General features: G+C 69.1%; 15 protein-coding genes. 8 read left to right on the forward strand and 7 right to left on the reverse strand.

From position 1 onward, the window contains the following. Both QHF85_RS33155 and ftsE read right to left on the reverse strand, forming a co-directional pair. Complete coding sequence (locus QHF85_RS33155; RefSeq protein WP_281331397.1) at window positions 1-891, reverse strand: permease-like cell division protein FtsX; 891 nt, start codon at window positions 889-891, stop codon at window positions 1-3. Between the two features lie 13 nt (window positions 892-904). Next, window positions 905-1684 carry a cell division ATP-binding protein FtsE gene (gene ftsE, locus QHF85_RS33160; protein WP_281331398.1) on the reverse strand — a complete coding sequence of 260 codons (780 nt, stop codon included), beginning with the start codon at window positions 1682-1684 and terminating at the stop codon, window positions 905-907. Between the two features lie 62 nt (window positions 1685-1746). Between ftsE and QHF85_RS33165 the strand changes: the two genes are divergently transcribed. From QHF85_RS33165 to QHF85_RS33180, 4 genes are read left to right on the forward strand one after another with little or no spacing between them, the layout of a single operon-like run. Continuing rightward, complete coding sequence (locus QHF85_RS33165) at window positions 1747-2640, forward strand: formyltransferase family protein (protein WP_281331399.1); 894 nt, start codon at window positions 1747-1749, stop codon at window positions 2638-2640. Between the two features lie 41 nt (window positions 2641-2681). Beyond that, window positions 2682-3968 (forward strand): hypothetical protein, encoded by a 1287-nt coding sequence (locus QHF85_RS33170; protein WP_281331400.1) that lies wholly within the window; start codon window positions 2682-2684, stop codon window positions 3966-3968. Then, entirely contained in the window at window positions 3965-6979 is a 3015-nt protein-coding gene (locus QHF85_RS33175) for a BamA/TamA family outer membrane protein (protein WP_281331401.1), read from the forward strand. Before QHF85_RS33170 ends, QHF85_RS33175 begins: the two co-directional genes overlap by 4 nt. Before the next feature lie 53 nt (window positions 6980-7032). Further along, window positions 7033-7503 carry a hypothetical protein gene (locus QHF85_RS33180; RefSeq protein ID WP_281331402.1) on the forward strand — a complete coding sequence of 157 codons (471 nt, stop codon included), beginning with the start codon at window positions 7033-7035 and terminating at the stop codon, window positions 7501-7503. 77 nt (window positions 7504-7580) lie between these two features. On the opposite strand, the gene QHF85_RS33185 is transcribed toward QHF85_RS33180, so the two are convergent. Together QHF85_RS33185 and QHF85_RS33190 are read right to left on the reverse strand one after the other, a co-directional pair. Next, a complete protein-coding gene (locus tag QHF85_RS33185) occupies window positions 7581-7748 on the reverse strand; it encodes a hypothetical protein (RefSeq protein ID WP_281331403.1) in 168 nt (55 codons plus the stop codon). Window positions 7749-7896: 148 nt separating this feature from the next. Beyond that, window positions 7897-8151 (reverse strand): hypothetical protein, encoded by a 255-nt coding sequence (locus QHF85_RS33190; protein ID WP_136933470.1) that lies wholly within the window; start codon window positions 8149-8151, stop codon window positions 7897-7899. 285 nt (window positions 8152-8436) lie between these two features. Here QHF85_RS33190 and QHF85_RS33195 point away from each other — a divergent pair, with 285 nt between their 5' ends. Beyond that, on the forward strand, window positions 8437-9018 hold the full coding sequence (locus QHF85_RS33195) for a thymidine kinase (RefSeq protein ID WP_281331404.1): 582 nt from the start codon (window positions 8437-8439) through the stop codon (window positions 9016-9018). Here QHF85_RS33195 and QHF85_RS33200 read toward each other — a convergent pair. After that, complete coding sequence (locus QHF85_RS33200; RefSeq protein ID WP_281331405.1) at window positions 9015-10295, reverse strand: penicillin-binding transpeptidase domain-containing protein; 1281 nt, start codon at window positions 10293-10295, stop codon at window positions 9015-9017. The two genes, QHF85_RS33195 and QHF85_RS33200, sit on opposite strands and share 4 nt — an antisense overlap. Before the next feature lie 64 nt (window positions 10296-10359). Further along, window positions 10360-12024, reverse strand: a complete 1665-nt coding sequence (locus QHF85_RS33205; protein WP_281331406.1) for a porin — start codon at window positions 12022-12024, stop codon at window positions 10360-10362. A gap of 321 nt (window positions 12025-12345) precedes the next feature. On the opposite strand from QHF85_RS33205, the gene QHF85_RS33210 reads away from it, so the two are divergent. Next, window positions 12346-13443 (forward strand): PhoH family protein, encoded by a 1098-nt coding sequence (locus tag QHF85_RS33210; protein ID WP_281331407.1) that lies wholly within the window; start codon window positions 12346-12348, stop codon window positions 13441-13443. Beyond that, window positions 13440-15467 carry an HD family phosphohydrolase gene (locus QHF85_RS33215; protein ID WP_281331408.1) on the forward strand — a complete coding sequence of 676 codons (2028 nt, stop codon included), beginning with the start codon at window positions 13440-13442 and terminating at the stop codon, window positions 15465-15467. Before QHF85_RS33210 ends, QHF85_RS33215 begins: the two co-directional genes overlap by 4 nt. A gap of 127 nt (window positions 15468-15594) precedes the next feature. Here the strand turns inward: QHF85_RS33215 and QHF85_RS33220 are convergent, their stop codons facing one another. Continuing rightward, window positions 15595-16182, reverse strand: coding sequence for a hypothetical protein (locus QHF85_RS33220; RefSeq protein WP_281331409.1), 588 nt, complete (start codon window positions 16180-16182; stop codon window positions 15595-15597). Between the two features lie 257 nt (window positions 16183-16439). Between QHF85_RS33220 and QHF85_RS33225 the strand changes: the two genes are divergently transcribed. After that, window positions 16440-16644: hypothetical protein (locus QHF85_RS33225; protein ID WP_281331410.1), on the forward strand; the 205-nt coding region annotated here is incomplete at its 3' end.

Here is a 16644-nt window from a genome sequence, read left to right on the forward strand (position 1 = left end):
TCAGATCGCCGCCATTCGGCGCAGGCTCACGAGCGCCGTCGTCGCGCCGAGCGCGCCGCCGAGGAGCACGAGCCCGAGCGAGACGGTCCAGGGCAAGAACGAGGGCGAGAGCCCGAGCAGGTTCGCGAGCTCGTGATCGAAGCGCCCGCGCACCAGGAAAAACAGCCCGCCGAGCAGCGCGATCGCCGCCGCCGCGCCCGCCGCGCCCTGCATCGCCCCCTCGATCACGAAGGGACGGCGCACGAACTCGTTCGTCGCGCCGACGAGCTTCAAGACCTCGACCTCGGTCCGCCGACGGCTGAGCAAGAGGCGCATCGTCGAGCTGATCACGCTGAAGACCGCGCACATCACGACCACCGCGAGCGCCGCGCTCGCCGACACGCCGCCGCCGAGCAGCGACGAGAGGCGCTCGGTCCAGCGCTGGTACGTCTCGACCGTCTCGACGGCCGGCAGCGCCCGCAGCTTGAGCGCGATCGACTGGAGATCGGTCTCGCCGATGTCGTCCGTGAAGCCGAGCTCGAGCGAGGCCGGGAACGCGCTCGGCGGCAGCGACGCGAGCGCCGCGTCGGACTCGTCGACCACGATCTCGCGCCGCGCCTCCACGCTCGTCACGTGCCGCACGCGCTTGACCCCGGGCGTACGTTCGAGCGCGCGGACGAGCTCGCTCACCTCGGGATCGGCCACGCCGTCGCGCAGGTACACCGTCGCGCGCCCGGCCCGCGACCAGCGATCACGCACCGCCGAGAGGTTCGTCACCACGAGCAGCGAGGCCGCCAGGCACACGAACGCGACCGCGAGCGAGAAGATCGACTGCACGTGCACGCGCATGTCCCCTCGCCCGGGTCTCCAGGCCTTCATGGGCACTCGCACGCCGTACCGTTCGCTCGCCATGCAAACTCCCTCCCTACGCCACGAGGTTCATCGGGGCGGCCCCGTCGAGCCCGTTCGGCGCGTCCGTCGCCTTGCCGGCGTCGAGCACCACGACGCGCCGCGGACGCACGTCGAGCAGCGTCCGATCGTGCGTCGCGAAGAGCACGGTGGCTCCGGTCTCGTGGATGTCTTCGAAGAGGCCGAGGATGTCGATCGCGAGCTGCGGATCGAGGTTGCCCGTCGGCTCGTCGGCGAGGATGAGCGCCGGTTCGCCCACGATCGCTCGCGCGATCGCGACCCGTTGTTGCTCGCCGCCCGAGAGGCGCTTGGCCTCCTCGTCGCCGCGCCCCGCGAGCCCCACGCGCTCGAGCGCTTCGCCCACGCGGCTGCGCACGAGCCGCGGCGGAAGGCCCACGACTTCGAGGGCCACGGCGACGTTGTCGAACACGGTCCAGCTCGGCACGAGCTTGAAGTCCTGGAACACGTACCCGATGTTGCGGCGCAGGGCCGGGATCGAGTCGTCCCGCAGGCGGCCCACGTCGCGGCCGAGGAAGAGGATCCGCCCGTCGTCCACGCGCTCGGTGCGATGCACGAGGCGCAGGAGCGTGCTCTTGCCCGCGCCCGACGGCCCCGTGATGAAGACGAACTCTCCCCGCTCGATCGTGAGCGACATCCCCCGCAGCACCGGCTGGTCCGGCCGGTAGGCCTTGTGCACGTCCTCGAACACCAGGATCGGTCGCCTCGCTGCAGCCGGGTCGAACCGATGCCCGGGCCGGAGGGCCGGGTGAAACGAAGGGCGCGGGGATGACGCCATGGGCGCGATTGCTACCAGGGCCCTACGAACCGGGAAAATTTTTGGGGTAAGGGAGAGAGGACATGCCGCTCCGCATCGCGTTTTTCGGCCTGCCACTCGCCGCGCTCCTGCTCGCGAAGGACGGGCACTCGATCGAGCTCTGCGCCGTCTGCCGCAAGGACGCGCTCGGCCTGCGCCGCGCGCGTCGCGTCTTCGGCGAGCGCGTCCTCGTCCGGCCGAAGGTGACCGATCCCGCGCTCGTCGATCGGGTGAGGCGCCTCGCGCCCGATCTCGTCGTGAGCTGGTTCTGGACCACGCGCCTGCCCATGCGCCTCGTCGACGTCGCCCGGCTCGGCGGCATCGGCGTGCACCCCTCGCTCCTGCCGCGCCATCGCGGCCCGGATCCGACGACGTGGGCGATCCTGAGCGGCGACGCCGTGACCGGCGTGTCCGTGCATCGCATCGCCGAGGAGTACGACACGGGCGCGATCCTCGAACAGGAAGAGCTCGCGATCGATCCGCGCTGGACCGGCTGGGATCTCGCGCGCGCCCTCGATCGTCCCTCGCTCCGCGCGCTGCGCCGCACCTGCCAGAGGTTCGCCCGCGGCGAGACGATCGCCGAGATCGCGCAGGACGAGGCTCTCGTCACGCACGCGCCTGCCCTCGGCGAGGACGAGCACGCGATCCGCTGGTCCTGGCCCACCGACCGCGTCCTCCGGCACATCCGCGCCCTCGCGCCGACGCCCGGGGCCTTCACCGAGATCGCCGGCGTGCTCGTCACCGTGCTCGAGGCCCGCAAAGCGCCGCGGTTTCCCGAAGCGCTCGAGCCTGGAGAGGGGTACGCCGAGGGAGGCCACGCCGTGATTCGCACGGGGGACGGCGCGGTGATCCTGGTCCGCGGTGAGATCGACGGCGCGCCCGTCGCGGCGGAAGCACTCGCCCGGCTCTTTCTTGCGCCCGAGCCTTTGCTAGGCTGACGCCGCGCTCCGCGACAGGCGCGCTTTCTTGGAGGAGGACCGTGGAACCCGCTCAGCTCGCAAAGACCGCGCGCGCATCCCTCGCCGAGGCGCTCGGTGCCCTGCAGAGTGCCGACGACGCGCCCGACGAGCTCCTCGAGGCTGCCGAGCCGATCGCGAAGACGATGGGCATCCTGCACAAGATCGAGCGCAGCAACGGCGCCGTGCTCGACGGCCGCGATGTCGCCCTCAAGAACGTGCGCAAGGTCCTCGCGGACGTGCAGGCGCTCGACGTGGATCACCCCGCCGTCGACACGGTGCTCGAAGCCGTCGCGGCGTCGCTCGCGAAGGTGAACGCGCTCGCGAAGTACAAGGGGACGGGTGCGACCGCGCCTCAACCGGTCGCTGAAGCGAAGCCTGCTGCACCCGCTCCCGCACCCGAACCGGTCGCTGAAGCGAAGCCTGCTGCACCCGCTCCCGCACCCGCTCCCGCACCCGAACCGGTCGCTGAAGCGAAGCCTGCACCCCTTCCTGCGACCGAAACGTTGGCGCAGGCGAAGCCTGCACCCCTTCCCGCACCCCAACCGGTTGTGTCGGAGGCGAGGCTTGCACCCATCCCCTCGCCCGAACCTTTGGCGCAACCGAAGGCTGCACCCCTTCCCGCGCCCGAACCGGTCGAGATCATCAAGCCCGCGCCCGTCCTCCAGATCGTCCCCGAGCCTGCACCCGCGCCCGCGCCGCAGCCCGTCGCGGAGATCAAGCCTGCGCCGATCCTCTCGCCGCAGCCCGTCGTCGAGGTGAAGGCCACGCCCGCGCCGCAGCCCGTCGCGCCTGCGCCCGCGCCCACGCCTGCGCCCGCGCCTGTGAAGGCGAAGGAGCCCGCGCCCACGCCCGCGCCTGCGAAGGCCGAGCCGCGCAAGGATCCGCAGCCCACGCCCGCGCCCGCCAAGGCCACGCCCGCGCCCGCCAAGGCCACGCCCGCGCCCACGACAGCGAGAGCCAAGGAGCACGCACCTCTGCCCGGCACGCGCGCCGTCGACGTCGAGCTCGGCACGCACAGCTCCTCGAACTTCTACAAGGGCCTCTCCGGCAACGACGTCATCGAGCACGGCGGCATCTTCGTCTCGACCTACCGCATCCCGAAGCTCGGCGCCGAGGTGCAGCTCCGCGTGCTGCTCCCCGGTGACTACGAGTTCTACGCGCGCGCCATCGTCCAGTGGACACGTGAAACGAGCGGCTCCTCCGAGCCCGGCTTCGGCGCGCGCTTCACCCAGATCGGCAACGAGGGCCGGCAGCTCGTCTACCGCTACGCGCGGAACCGCGAGCCCATGTTCTACGACGACCTGTGAAACCTTCACGCACGCGACGCGCGGCCCTCGTAGGCGCCGCGCTCTCCTTGGCCCTCGCCGTGCCGCGCACTGCGGAGGCCGTCGGAGATCCGGATCTCGACTGGCAAACCATCGAGACGGCGCACTTCCGCGTGCATTACCCGACCACGCTCACGCCGCTCGCCGAACGCGTGGCGCGCGTTGCGGAGTCGGTCCACGCGCGCCTCACCGTCGCGCTCGACAACCGCCCGCGCGGCATCACCGAGGTCGTGATCACGGACGACGTCGACTCGGCGAACGGCTCGGCCACGGCGCTGCCGTTCAATACGGTGCGCCTCTACGCGACCGCGCCCGAGGACCTCTCGCCGCTCGGTGACTACGACGACTGGCTGCTCGACCTCATCACGCACGAGCACACGCACATCCTGCACCTCGACAACATCTCGGGGCTGCCGGCGATCATCAACGCGGTCCTCGGCAAGAGCTACGCGCCGAACCAGGTGCAACCGCGGTGGATCATCGAGGGCCTCGCCACGGTGTACGAGTCGCGCGAGTCGAGCGCGGGCCGCATGCGCTCGGCGCTCTTCGACATGTTCCTGCGCGCCGACGTGCTCGACGACAACATCGCGCGGCTCGACCAGATGTCGTCGACCTCGATGCGCTGGCCGCAGGGCAACATCTGGTACCTCTACGGATCGCGTTTCCTCGGCTGGATCAGCGACGTCTACGGCGGCCACACGATGACGGCCGTCGCCGCGGACTACGGCCAGAACGTCATCCCCTGGGGCATCAACCGCTCGATGCGCCGCGCGACCGGCCGCACGTACGAGGAGCTCTTCGAGGGCTTCAAGGATCACCTCCGCCTCAAGTACGCCGCACAGGTACGCGCCATCGAGGCCAAAGGCCTGCGTGAAGGCACGCGCCTCACCCGCCACGGCCGCAACGTCCTCTACCCGCGGTTCGTCCCGCGAAACGCTCGCGCCGGAGACGCCGACGAGCTCGTCTACTACCGCGACGACTACAACGTCCGCGAGGGCGTCTACCGCGCCCGCTTCAACGCGCGACGCGACGCTTTCGAGGCGGACGCGGACCTCGTCGCGCGCACCCGCGGCGCCTCGCCCTCGTCGTTCTCGCCGGCGGGCGATCACTTCTACCAGAGCAACGGCCCCTTCAAGATCGTCTACCGCCGCGACGACCTCTACCGCGTCGAGAACGGCAAGACCGCGCCGCGCGGCGACGAGTCCGCGCGCCATCGCCTCACCACGGGCCTGCGCGCCGGCGCGCCCGACGTCAGCACCGACGGCCGTCGCATCACGTTCACCGTCAACACGAAGGGCACGACCTTCCTCCAGATCGCCGACCTCGACCCCGAGGGCCACGTCCAGAACCGCAGAGACCTCGTCCCGAGCGCGCGCTTCGAGCAGGCCTACACGCCGCGCTTCTCGCCCGACGGACGCTCCATCGCCTACAGCGCGTGGACCGCGGGCGGCTACCGCGACATCCGCGTCGTCGACGTCGCCACCGGCACCTTCGAGAACATCACGCGCGACCGCGCCATCGACGCGAACCCCACCTGGTCGAGCGACGGCAAGACCCTCTACTTCTCCTCGGATCGCAGCGGCGTCCCGAACATCTACGCCTACGACGTCGCGAGCCGCGGGCTCAAGCAAGTCACGAACGTGCGCGTCGGCGCGCTCCAGCCCGCCGTCAGCCCCGATGACAAGACGCTCGTCTACGTCGGCTACACCTCGAAGGGCTACGACCTCTACGCGATGCCGCTCGACCCGGCGCGTTTCCTCGACGCGCCGCCAGCGCCTGCGGATCGCCCCGATCCGCCGCCCGAGCCCGAGCGCGTCCTCATGCGCAAGGTCCCGTACCGGGCGCTCTCCACGCTTGCGCCGCGCAACTTCGGCATCTCCTACGGCCCTGGCAACTACAGCCAGAACGCGCTCACGCTCTCCACGTTCGGCGCCGACGTCGCGGGCTTTCACGAGTTCCAGGCGGAGATGATCGCCGACTTCGGCGCGCCCTCGCCGCGCGTGAACCTCGACTACGCCTACCGCAGGCTCCCCGTCGATCTCAACCTCCGCTTCTATTACGCCGTCTCCCCGCGCTACCAGGGCTACCGCATCAACGGCCGCGACGTCCCCTACGACGAGCGCGGCATCGGCCTCTCGTCGAGCATGGTCTACCGCATGCCGGGCGAGTTCACCGATCAGAGCCTGAGCCTCTCCTACTCGTTCACCGGCTTCCGCGGCGAGCTCCCCGGACAAACCCAGCCCGACCCGTACGCCACGCGCACGCGCCTCCCCATCGGCGGCACGATCGGCACCGTCCGCGCGGCCTACTCCTTCTCCAACGTCGAAGGCTCGCTCGACGCGGCCGGCGCGATCCGCGGCTACTCGATGCGCCTCGCCGTCGAGTACGCGGGGCCTTTGACGGGCAGCAACTTCACCCTGCAGACCGCCGAGACCTCCATCGCCGGCTACATCCCCATGCCTTGGCGCGGCTTGCACACGCTCGCCTTGCGCGTCGCGGGTGGCATCGCCGCGGGCACGTATCCGCGCGACGGCTTCTTCTTCGTCGGCGGCTACGACCTCGACAACGTCAGCATCGTCGACACGGTCACGACGGGCATCTACGACGGCTCCTTCGTCCTTCGCGGCTACGCGCCTGGCAGCGCCGCGGGCCGCATGTACGTCCTTTCGAACGCCGAGTACCGCTTCCCGATCGTGAAGCCCGACTGGGGTTTGTCCACGCTCCCCTTCTTCATCCGCCGCGTCGACGGCAACCTCTTCGTCGACTACGGCGGCGCGTTCGACAAGCTCACGCGCGACGACGTCTCGTTCCTCTCGAACGGCGCGCTCATCGACGCGCCCAAGCTCCACACCTCGGTCGGCGCCGAGCTCTGGCTCAGCCTCTCGCTCGGCTACTACCTCAACACGCAGCTCCGCCTCGGCTACGCCTATGGCTTCAGCGGCAAGGCGATCCCTGGCGGCCAGGCGTACTTCGTCGCCTCGAGCGCGTTCTGACGAGAAAGGCCAAGAACTTGCCCCGATCCTCGCGCAAGGCGTCTCTTCGGCACGTGCGCCGAAGCCTTGCTCTCCTCCTCCTCGTGCTCGCCCCGTTCGGCTGCGTCATGCCGCAGACGCCGACGGACAAGCTCATGGACGCCGCGTACGACCACAACACGGCGCTGCGCTTCGGCCGCATGGACATCGCGCGCGAGCACGTCGCGGCCTCCGCGCGCGAGGCGTGGGCGAAGCGTCATGCGTCCTGGGGCGATCGCGTGCGCGTCCTGGATCTCGAGCTCGCGGACGTCCGCATGAAGACGCGCGACGAGGCCGAAGTACGCGTGCGTGTCGAGTGGCAACGCATCGACGAAGCGGAACTCCGCACGACCGAGCTCGTCCAGAAGTGGCGCAACGCGAGCGGCTGGCACGTCGACACGGAGGAGTGCGCCGCGGGCGACACCGCGCTGCTCGAACGTCCCGCGGACACGGCCACGCCGAAGGGCGAAACCGGCAGCGCAAAGGACGAAAAAAGCAGCTTCTAGAGCTGCTCGTTCTTCTTTGTCTTCTCTCCCCTCCTCCCCTCTCCCGAGAGGGAGAGGGGCGGGGGTGAGGGAGTCTCTCAGCTCGCCGCAGCCGGCGCCGCAGCCGCGGACTTCTTCGACTTCTTCGGCGCCGCGGTCTCCGGCGTGGTCTGCTGGACCTTCGGTGCCTTGGCGCGCGCCTTCTTCTTCGCCTGTGCCTTGCGGCGCCTCATCTTGATTGAGCTGCGGCGATCACGGTAACCCATCGCGTGTGACTCCTCGGGGGATGCGTCTTTGGGCTTCTGCGCAGCCACGGCTGCGGAAGCCCCGTCGTTCGGTCTGAAAAACGGGCGGCAAATCTGCCCAAGAAGGGGCCCGCCCGCAAGGATTTGGGAAGAGATCGAGGTGGGCTCGTCAGCTCCCGCCGACCGCTCCGTCGAGGGCGACCTCACGGCCGCGGACCTCGAGGCGATACCGGGAGTTCACCGTCTCGATGTAAAACACTTCCCGCCCCGCGAGCCGCAGGACCCGCTTGACCGGCGTCGTCACGTATTCGTGCATCCCGTCGGAAAACTCGATCACGACGACGGAGCCTTTCCGCGGAGCACGTACCAGTCGACCGACGACGGCGCGGGAGCCACGGCCGAGCTTGCGGAGCACAACTTGCACAGCAGCCATCCTAGCATGCACTCGCGAGACGGGCACAAGCTGCACAAGGGCGACGCCTGATTTCGCCGCGTCCGTCCCGCGCGCGCGGCACGAGATCCGCCAGCGACGCGACGCATGCTTCGTCTTCCCGGGGTTTTCATCGAGCGACCGGACTTCCCCAAACCTCCGAAATTCCCCGAGATCCTAGCCATTCCGAACCACGTGACGCGCCGGGCCGGGGCCGCGTCTTGCCATGCCTGCCGTTTCCCCTTGCCTCTTTCCGCCGTCCGCGGTCTGTCTCCGCCCGTGCGCGGGGTACCTGCTCGTCCGACCGGGTCCGTCGAGGTCATCACGGGCTCGATGTTCAGTGGAAAAACCGAAGAACTCATCCGGCGCATCAAGCGCGCCATCCTCGCTCGCCAGCGCGTGCAGGCGTTCAAGCCGCGCATCGACGATCGCTACGACGCGCACCGCATCGTCAGCCACGAGGCCGTGAGCGTCGAGGCCGTCGCCGTCGGCACGAGCGCGAGCATCGAGGAGCGCGTGCTCGACGAGACCGACGTCGTCGCCATCGACGAGGCGCAGTTCTTCGATCGAGGCATCGTCGAGGTCTGCGACAAACTCGCCAGTCGCGGCCTGCGCGTCATCGCGGCCGGCCTCGACCAAGACTACCTCGGCCGCCCCTTCCCGCCGATGCCCGAGCTCATGGCCATCGCCGAGGAGGTCACGAAGGTGCACGCCGTCTGCGCCGTCTGCGGCGGCCCCGCGAGCCGCTCGCAGCGCCTCATTCCCAAGGCCACGACGGTCCTCGTCGGCGGCGCCGAGAGCTACGAGGCGCGCTGCCGCGGCTGCTTCGAGCCGCGCGACGTGCCCCGCACCGAGTTCTAATCCCGCCGCGCCACCGACCCGGAATCGAACGGGCTCCGCACGCCCGGCGCGTTCTTGTCCGCGAAGTAGACGCGCAGCATGTCGGAGGCCACGTGCGTCGCCTTCACGCGCCACTTCGCGCCGTTCGCCACGAGCACCGACAGCGCGACCTCGGGTTTGTCGCTCGGCGCGAAGCCCACCCACCACGTGTAGAACGGGCCCTCGGCCGTCGGCTTCGTCAGCGTGCCCGTCTTGCCCGCGATGCGGATGTCCGGCAGGTAGGCCCTGCCCGCTCGGTCGTGGAACGATTTGTAGCTCGTCCCCGAGTCGACGGTCTCCTCCATCATCGACGTGATGGCGCGGGCCGTCTGCTCGCTCATCACGCGCTTCAGCGGCATGCGCGCCGTGGGACCCTTGTAGATCTCGCCGTCCTCGTCCTTCACGCTCGCCACGATCGACAAACGCACCATCTCGCCGCCATTCGCGACCGTCGTCGCCAGGTTCGCGCCCTGGAACGGCGAGAGCGTCGTGTTCCAGAAGCCGGCGGCCGTGCGGGCGAAGCCGAGATCGTCCTCGGGCAGCGTGATCGTGCTCTGCGCGAGCTTCACGTCGAACGGGATGTCCTGCCCCCAGCCGAGCTTCTGCGCCGTCCCTTCGAGCTCGCCGCGATCGAGGTTCTTGGCCGCGAGCCGCGCGAACACCGTGTTCAAGCTGCGGCCCATCGCCTGCGCGAGCGTGGCGCACCACTTGTCGCGCTTCTTGTTGTCGACCATGTCCTTCGCGGTGATCGCGTGCTCGCCGCCCGAGTAACACTGCTTCGTGTTGGGCCCGAGCCCGGCGTGCTCCACGAGCGCCGTCGCGGTCACGATCTTGAACACGCTCGCCGAAGGCGCCGTCGCCTCCGACGCGACGTCGTGCATCGCGCCTTGATCCACGTAGCTCGCCCACGCGAGCACCCGGCCCGTCTTGATGTCGGTCATCACGACGGCGCCCTCGGGCACGTGCCCGCTGCGCAAAAGCGACACGGCCGCGCGCTGGTACTTCGGCACCACCGTAAGCTCGGCCCTGCGATTGCCGTGGGCCGGGGCGATCGCGATGTTTCCTCGATCGTCGATCCGCGTCAGGTCGATGTCGGTCAGGGGGGGTGGCGTCACCTCCCGCGTGACGACGGGCCCTCCGTTCGTTTCGATTTTGCTTTTCGCGAGGAGACCGGCGAGCTCCACGTCGTGCTTGCGCAACATGGGGAGCGTGACGGCCACGAGCCCCACGGCGGCACCGATGGCGATCCACTGACGCATTGGCTCCTCGGGCCTTAACGCGCGGCGTGGGGCTGGGCCAAAAATGTTGTGCGCGCCTTGCGCCTCAGAAGCTCACGGCCGCCCGCGCCCCGATCTCGTGCATCCACGCCGCGGATCGCGCGGGATTGTCCGCGTCTCCAAGCAAATTCCCCGGCACGAGCGCGAGGTTCTCCCCCGCGCCGCTGCCCGGCGTGTGGTAGGCGAGCCAGTTCACCGTCACCCGGACGAACCGCGTGTGCCAGTACGTCGCGCCGAGGCCGAGCTGCACGACCGAGATCTTCGACGTGCGCCCCGGCGCGCCCGGCGTCGCCGCGTCGTAGTCGTCTCCCCGCGCGGCGCCGTCGTATCGCGCTTGCACGCCCGCCGCGATCGCCATCACCTCGAGCCCGCGCCGCTCGTCCTGTTTCTTTTGTATCTCGGGGTTCGTCAGATCGAGCTTGGGTGGCCGGGAAAAACCCGGGTCGCCGTTCACGAACGGATCCCCCACGGGCCACGCCGAGGCATGCACGTACCAGCCCACGCCCTCGACATTGCCGAGCCGCTCGGTGTACTGAAGCGCGAGTCCATCGATCGCCTCGCGCGTCCCGTTGTCGACCCAGTACGCCTCGGCGCGCAGCTCGTACCGATCGATCGGCAGGCGCAGCTCGCCGCCGATGCGATTTTGCGCGCCCGACGGCAAGACGCGCACGAGCCTGCCGCGCGAGTCGACGTACCGCGGATCCCACAATGCGAACCCCTGCGCGGTCGTGATCGCGGGATAGTCGTACGCGACGAACGCCGGGTCACGCGCGCCGCGCTGCACGCTCACGCCGAGCTGCAAACGCTGGAGGAGTTGTCCCGCCAGGCTGTTGTGCCTCTCCGCGAGCTCCTCCTTGGTCGTGGGTCGTTCCCGTGAGAACGGGCGCACCACGAAACGGCCGATGAAATCGGGGTAGCTGTCGACCTGCGGACGATTGGGTCCGTCACCGACGAAGAGGCCGAGCTCGTAGCTCAAGGTTTGCGCCTCGTTGAGGTCGCCCCAGATCGTCATGCCGATTTCCTTGCCGTTCGGCTGGACGAACGCTCGAATCGGCAGCACGCGCTCCATCCACGGGTGCACATCGTTGCCCGTGCGGTTCTCCAGGGAAAACGGCGCCTGGTGTTGCCCGAGCATCACGTGAAACTGACGCAGGAGCGTGTAGTCGATGTACGCGTTCGCGAGCTGCGCCGACGGCCCCACCGACTGCGGCGGCGCGAAGCGCGTCCACGTCTGGAGCGGCGCTTGTCCGGGCGGCAACGTCGGCGGCTGCGCCTCGCCCATCGGGTTCGTTATGGGCTGCCCGCCGAAATCCACGCCGACCAGGGCAAACCATCGACGGAAGAGGTCGGCGCCGAGCTCGATACGGGCGCGTCGGGCGAAAAAACGGGGCGCGAGCAGCGCGCCGCCATCCTCGGCCGGCAACGCGGACGCGCCACCACCCAGGAAGGAATGGAAATCGAGCTGAAGACGGCCCCGGACATACACGCGGATGTCGTCCGAGGGATCCCGAAGAAAAATCCCGCCTTGAAAACCGGCCAGCGCCATGCGCGGCTCGGTGCGGGAAGGCACATCGACCTCGATCGGGAACGGCTGCACGGGCGCGGGCGGCGGCGTGATCGCGGGCGGCGTTTTGCCGGCGGGCGGCGGCGGCGGGGGGCCGGCCGGTGAAATCACCACGTTCGGCCGCACGACGGGCCGCGGCACGATCACCGTGGGCTTGGGAGCAGGCGGTTCCGCCTGGGTTTTTCCTTCCGCGGCTGGTTTTGTGTTGGGACCAGGCGGGGCTGGCGGCACTTGTGCGAGCGCGGCCGGGACAGAAAAAACACACGCGAGCGCGCCGGAGAGCACCGCCTTGGCTATGCTCCCGCGGAGGCCTCCTTGGAGGCGCCTTGTGTCCCCGCTTTTCGTATGCAGCATTCGCGAATGTTTCCAGCTTCGCGCCCGACAGGCGGGCACGACGCTCGCACGCGCCGCGCAGACGGTCAAGCCACGCGCGGTCGGGGTCGCACGGAGGAAGCGACGGTTCCAACCATGAGCAGCAGCACGCCCATTCGGATCACGGCCGACGTCGAGGTGCTCGACAACGCCACGCTCGTCTCGCTCGCCGGTCCCGCGAGCGAACACCTGAAGTCCGTGGCGAGGACGCTCGGCATCGACGCGAGCCTGCGGGGCAACATCATTCGCCTCGCCGGCGACGCCGACGCCGTCGCGCTCGCCGAGCGATTCCTCGCCGAGGCGGCCCAGCTCCTTCGCGGCGGCGCCATCCTCGACGCGCAAGATTACGTGCGCGCCGTGCAAGCCCTCCGCGACGACCCCGCGCTCACGCTGCGCGAGCTCTTCGAAGACGTCGTGCTCGTGACCGCGCGCCGCAGGCCCGTCACCGCCAAGACGATCGCGCAAAAACGGTACATCCAGGCGATCCGTACGCACGACATGACGTTCGGCATCGGACCGGCCGGCACGGGCAAGACGTACCTCGCCATGGCCATGGCCGTGCACGCGCTCCTCGAGCGTCGGGTCAAACGCATCATCCTCACGCGCCCGGCGGTCGAAGCGGGCGAGCGGCTCGGGTTTCTGCCAGGCGACCTCGCCGAGAAAGTAAACCCGTACCTCCGTCCGCTCTATGATGCTTTGCACGACATGATGGACGCCGACAAAGCCTCGGGGCTCGTCTCGCGCGGGCAGATCGAAGTCGCGCCGCTCGCGTTCATGCGTGGCCGCACGCTGAACGATTCCTTCGTCATCCTCGACGAAGCGCAGAACGCGACGAGCGATCAGATGCGCATGTTCCTGACCCGCCTCGGCTACTCGTCGCGCGCGGTCGTCACGGGCGACGTCACGCAGGTCGATCTGCCGCACGGCGCTCGCAGCGGCCTCGCCGAAGCGCGGGAGCTGCTCGCGGGGATCGACGGCATCGCGATATGTCACTTCACCGAGGTCGACGTCGTCCGCCACCCGCTCGTGCAGCGCATCATCGTCGCCTACGAGAAGCGTGATCAGGAGGTCGCGGCCCGGCGCGCGCAAAACGAGCGCGATCGGGATCGCCGTGACGGCCCGAGCGCCGCGCAATCGCCCGCGACGAACCTCGAGCCCGCGGACGAACCGCGCGAAAAAGGGACCGCCTCGTGAGCCTTTTGATCGACGGGGCGAGCGACGTCGCCCGGAGCTCGACGCGATACGGTCGTGACGCGCTCGCCACGATGAACATCGTCGAAGCGCGCCTCCTCTCGGACGCGCGCCTCTCCGATCGCACCGTCGTCCGGCCGCATCCTTTGCTCGTCACGGTGCGCAGCGACCGGCTTTTCGCGGTGCTCGCCCCGGGCTCTTTGTGGGACCGCGGCCGCGAAGTGCTGCGCCCCTTCGCGCACAAGCTCGCCTCGGGCGAGGCCATGCTCGTCCTCGTCGGAAGCCCCGCCGTCAGCGACGTCGCGGGCGCCTTGAACCGCGGCCTCGGCGCGCTCGTGAACCCCGATCCGAGCGCCGACGAGCTCTACGTCGCCATCCACAACGTCTGCGAGCTGCTCGAGTCGAAGGCCCGCGCCGAGGCGCGCGGCAAATGGCTGAACCGCTATCGTTACGAGCTCGGCGAGCTCATCGAGATTGCCAAGGCCATCACCACCGAGCGCGAGCTCGACAAGCTGCTCTCGCTCATCCTCGAGAAGAGTCGCTTCATCACGGGCGCCGACGCCGGCAGCATCTACGTCGTCGAAGGCGACGACCCCGATCCGCTCCGCCGCACCCTGCGCTTCAAGCTCTCGCAAAACGACTCCGTTCCCTTCGACGCGCGCGAGTTCACGCTGCCCGTGAGCCCCCGATCGATGTCGGGCTACGTCGCGCTCCACAAGCGCCCGCTCAACATCGCGGACGTCTACGACCTGCCCGCGGTATCGCCGTACGGCTTCGATCGATCGTTCGACGCGAAGATCGGCTATCGCACGAAGTCGATGCTGTGCATGCCGCTGCTCTCGCGCAAAGGCGAGGTCATCGGCGTCATCCAGCTCATCAACAAGAAGCGGGCGGGCGACCGCAAGCTGCTTTCCGACGAGGACATCGAAGACCAGGTCGTCCCCTTCGACGCGCGCAGCGAAGAGCTCGTCGGCACGCTCGGATCGCAGGCCGGCATCGCGCTGGAAAACGCGGTCCTTTATACCGAGATCCACCACATGCTCGAAGGCTTCGTGCGCGCCAGCGTCGAGGCCATCGAGCAGCGTGATCCCACGACGAGTGGTCACTCGCGCCGCGTCGCGCTCCTCACGGTGGGGCTCGCGCGTGCGCTCGAGCGCGCCCCCGTCGGGCCCTATCGCGGCGTCACGTGGACGAAGGACGATCTGCGCGAGCTCGAGTACGCCTCGCTGCTCCACGATTTCGGCAAGATCGGCGTCCGCGAGCAGGTCCTCGTGAAGGCGAAGAAGCTCTATCCGCACGAGCTCGCCATCATCCGCCATCGCATCGAGATCGCCTCGCGCTCCCACGAGGTCGAGATCCTCGAACGCAAGCTCCGGCTCGTGCAGCGCGGCGCGCGCGGGGACGAGCTCGCCGCGCTCGATCAGGAGTTATCGGCGCGCAAGGCCGAGCTCGAAGCCGCGTATGCGGCCATCCTCGCCGCGAACGAACCTTCGGTTCTCAAAGGGGGCGATTTCGCGCGCATCGAAGCCATCGCCCGCGAGACGTTCACCGACTTCTCGGGCGACGTCGCGCCGCTCCTGCGCCCCGAAGAGGTCGCGTGTTTGTCGGTGGCGCGTGGATCACTGACGCCCGCGGAGATCGAAGAAATCCGCAGCCACGTGGTGCACACCTACCACTTCCTTTCGCAGATCCCCTGGGGCAAACAGTTCCGCCGCGTCGCCGTCATCGCCGGCTCGCATCACGAGCGCCTCAACGGCACGGGATATCCACATCGCCTGCGCGCCGAGGAAATCCCGCTGCAATCCAAGATGATGAGCGTGAGCGACATCTTCGACGCGCTCACCGCGAGCGACAGGCCGTACAAGAAGGCCGTACCCGTCGACCGCGCGCTCGACATCCTCGGCCTCGAGGTCAAAGACCAGCACGTCGACGCCGACCTCGTGCGCGTCTTCATCGAAGCGAAGGTGTGGACCGTGCTCGAACAGCCCGGCGCGCCGCACTCGGCGCTCTCCGCGTCGTCGCGATGAGATGAAATCGTTTCGTCCCGAGGGGGACGCCTCGCGTCCCCCTCTCGGCCAGGCGAAGCCCGGCCGATTTCACCCCCGGAGGAAAGATCGCTTCGCGATCTTCCAGAGCATCGAACTGTTCGATGCTCTAGTCCTTCTTCTTCAGCTCGATTTCGGCCTCGCGCACGACCGACGCATCTCCGTTCGCCACGCGGATGCGCCCGACGATTTTGTCGTCTTTGCGCTTGCCCTGGACGATGCCGAACATCGCTTCTTTCGAAAGGGCGTCCTCCGGGAAGAACGACGCGCGCACCTCGTCGCCCTCGACTTTGCCGCTGAGCCCCGCGGCGCCGAGCGCGCCCGAGGTTTTTCCTTTCAGCTCCCCGTCCGGGCCGATGGTGAGGGAGAGCGTCCCCGGACCGATCGCCGCCTTGCCATCGTCCTTCGTGCGGACTTTGTCCTTCACTTTGGGCGGCATCTCCACCTCGCCCTTCTTTGCGTCGTAGCGGCCTTCCCACGTCCCCACGAGCCCCGGCGGCTCGGCGGGCAGAGCCGCGGAGGCGCTCGGGCTCGGCGCGGCGGCGCTCGGCGCGACCTCGACGGTTTTTCCGGACGGAACGGGCGCGGGGGCGATGGATGGGGCGGGCGGCGCTCCTCCCTCACTGCCGCTCTCTTTACAAGCGACGAGGGAAAGGCAGGCGATCAAGGAGAGGGCCGTGAAAACGCGGTGTCGCATCGGGGATTGGTCGCCCGCGGAGTGGCGCGGGCGCCGAGGTGCTTCGCGCGTCTCCTGCCCCGCGTCAATCTTCGCAACGCGACGAGAGCATGCGCAGCCGAGCGATGAAGATGTGCGCGTGAAGACGGCCGCGGCGAAACGCAGTCATCCACCGTCACATCGCAATGTTTCGTTCGGATGGCTGCGCGCGTGGTCGTCCGTCGGCCATTTCCAGCGAGGGGATCGACGTCGCACGTCGATCCGCGTACGTTGTGGACATGGATTTCTTGAAGTCGAACGGGTCCAAGTTGGCATTTCTCTTCTTCGTCGGCGCGGCCACCAGCACGCTGTCGGCCGTCGGCTGCGGCGACGACGGCAAGGGCGGCACCGGCGGCACCGGCGGCACCGGCGGCACCGGCGGCACCGGCGGCGCGGGCGCGGCCGGCGGAATGGGCGGCGCAGGCGGCGGCATGGGGGGCGCAG

Origin of the sequence: Polyangium sp. 6x1 (assembly GCF_029946515.1) — a bacterium.
In the GTDB taxonomy this organism is placed as follows: Bacteria; Myxococcota_A; Polyangia; order Polyangiales; family Polyangiaceae; genus Polyangium.

Bases quoted from the DNA above. Each gene is read 5' to 3' on its own strand.
- QHF85_RS33155 (WP_281331397.1), bottom strand. From the start codon at position 891: ATGGCGAGCGAACGGTACGGCGTGCGAGTGCCCATGAAGGCCTGGAGA.
- ftsE (WP_281331398.1), bottom strand. From the start codon at position 1,684: ATGGCGTCATCCCCGCGCCCTTCGTTTCACCCGGCCCTCCGGCCCGGG.
- QHF85_RS33165 (WP_281331399.1), top strand. From the start codon at position 1,747: ATGCCGCTCCGCATCGCGTTTTTCGGCCTGCCACTCGCCGCGCTCCTG.
- QHF85_RS33185 (WP_281331403.1), bottom strand. From the start codon at position 7,748: ATGGGTTACCGTGATCGCCGCAGCTCAATCAAGATGAGGCGCCGCAAG.
- QHF85_RS33200 (WP_281331405.1), bottom strand. From the start codon at position 10,295: ATGCGTCAGTGGATCGCCATCGGTGCCGCCGTGGGGCTCGTGGCCGTC.
- QHF85_RS33210 (WP_281331407.1), top strand. From the start codon at position 12,346: ATGAGCAGCAGCACGCCCATTCGGATCACGGCCGACGTCGAGGTGCTC.
- QHF85_RS33220 (WP_281331409.1), bottom strand. From the start codon at position 16,182: ATGCGACACCGCGTTTTCACGGCCCTCTCCTTGATCGCCTGCCTTTCC.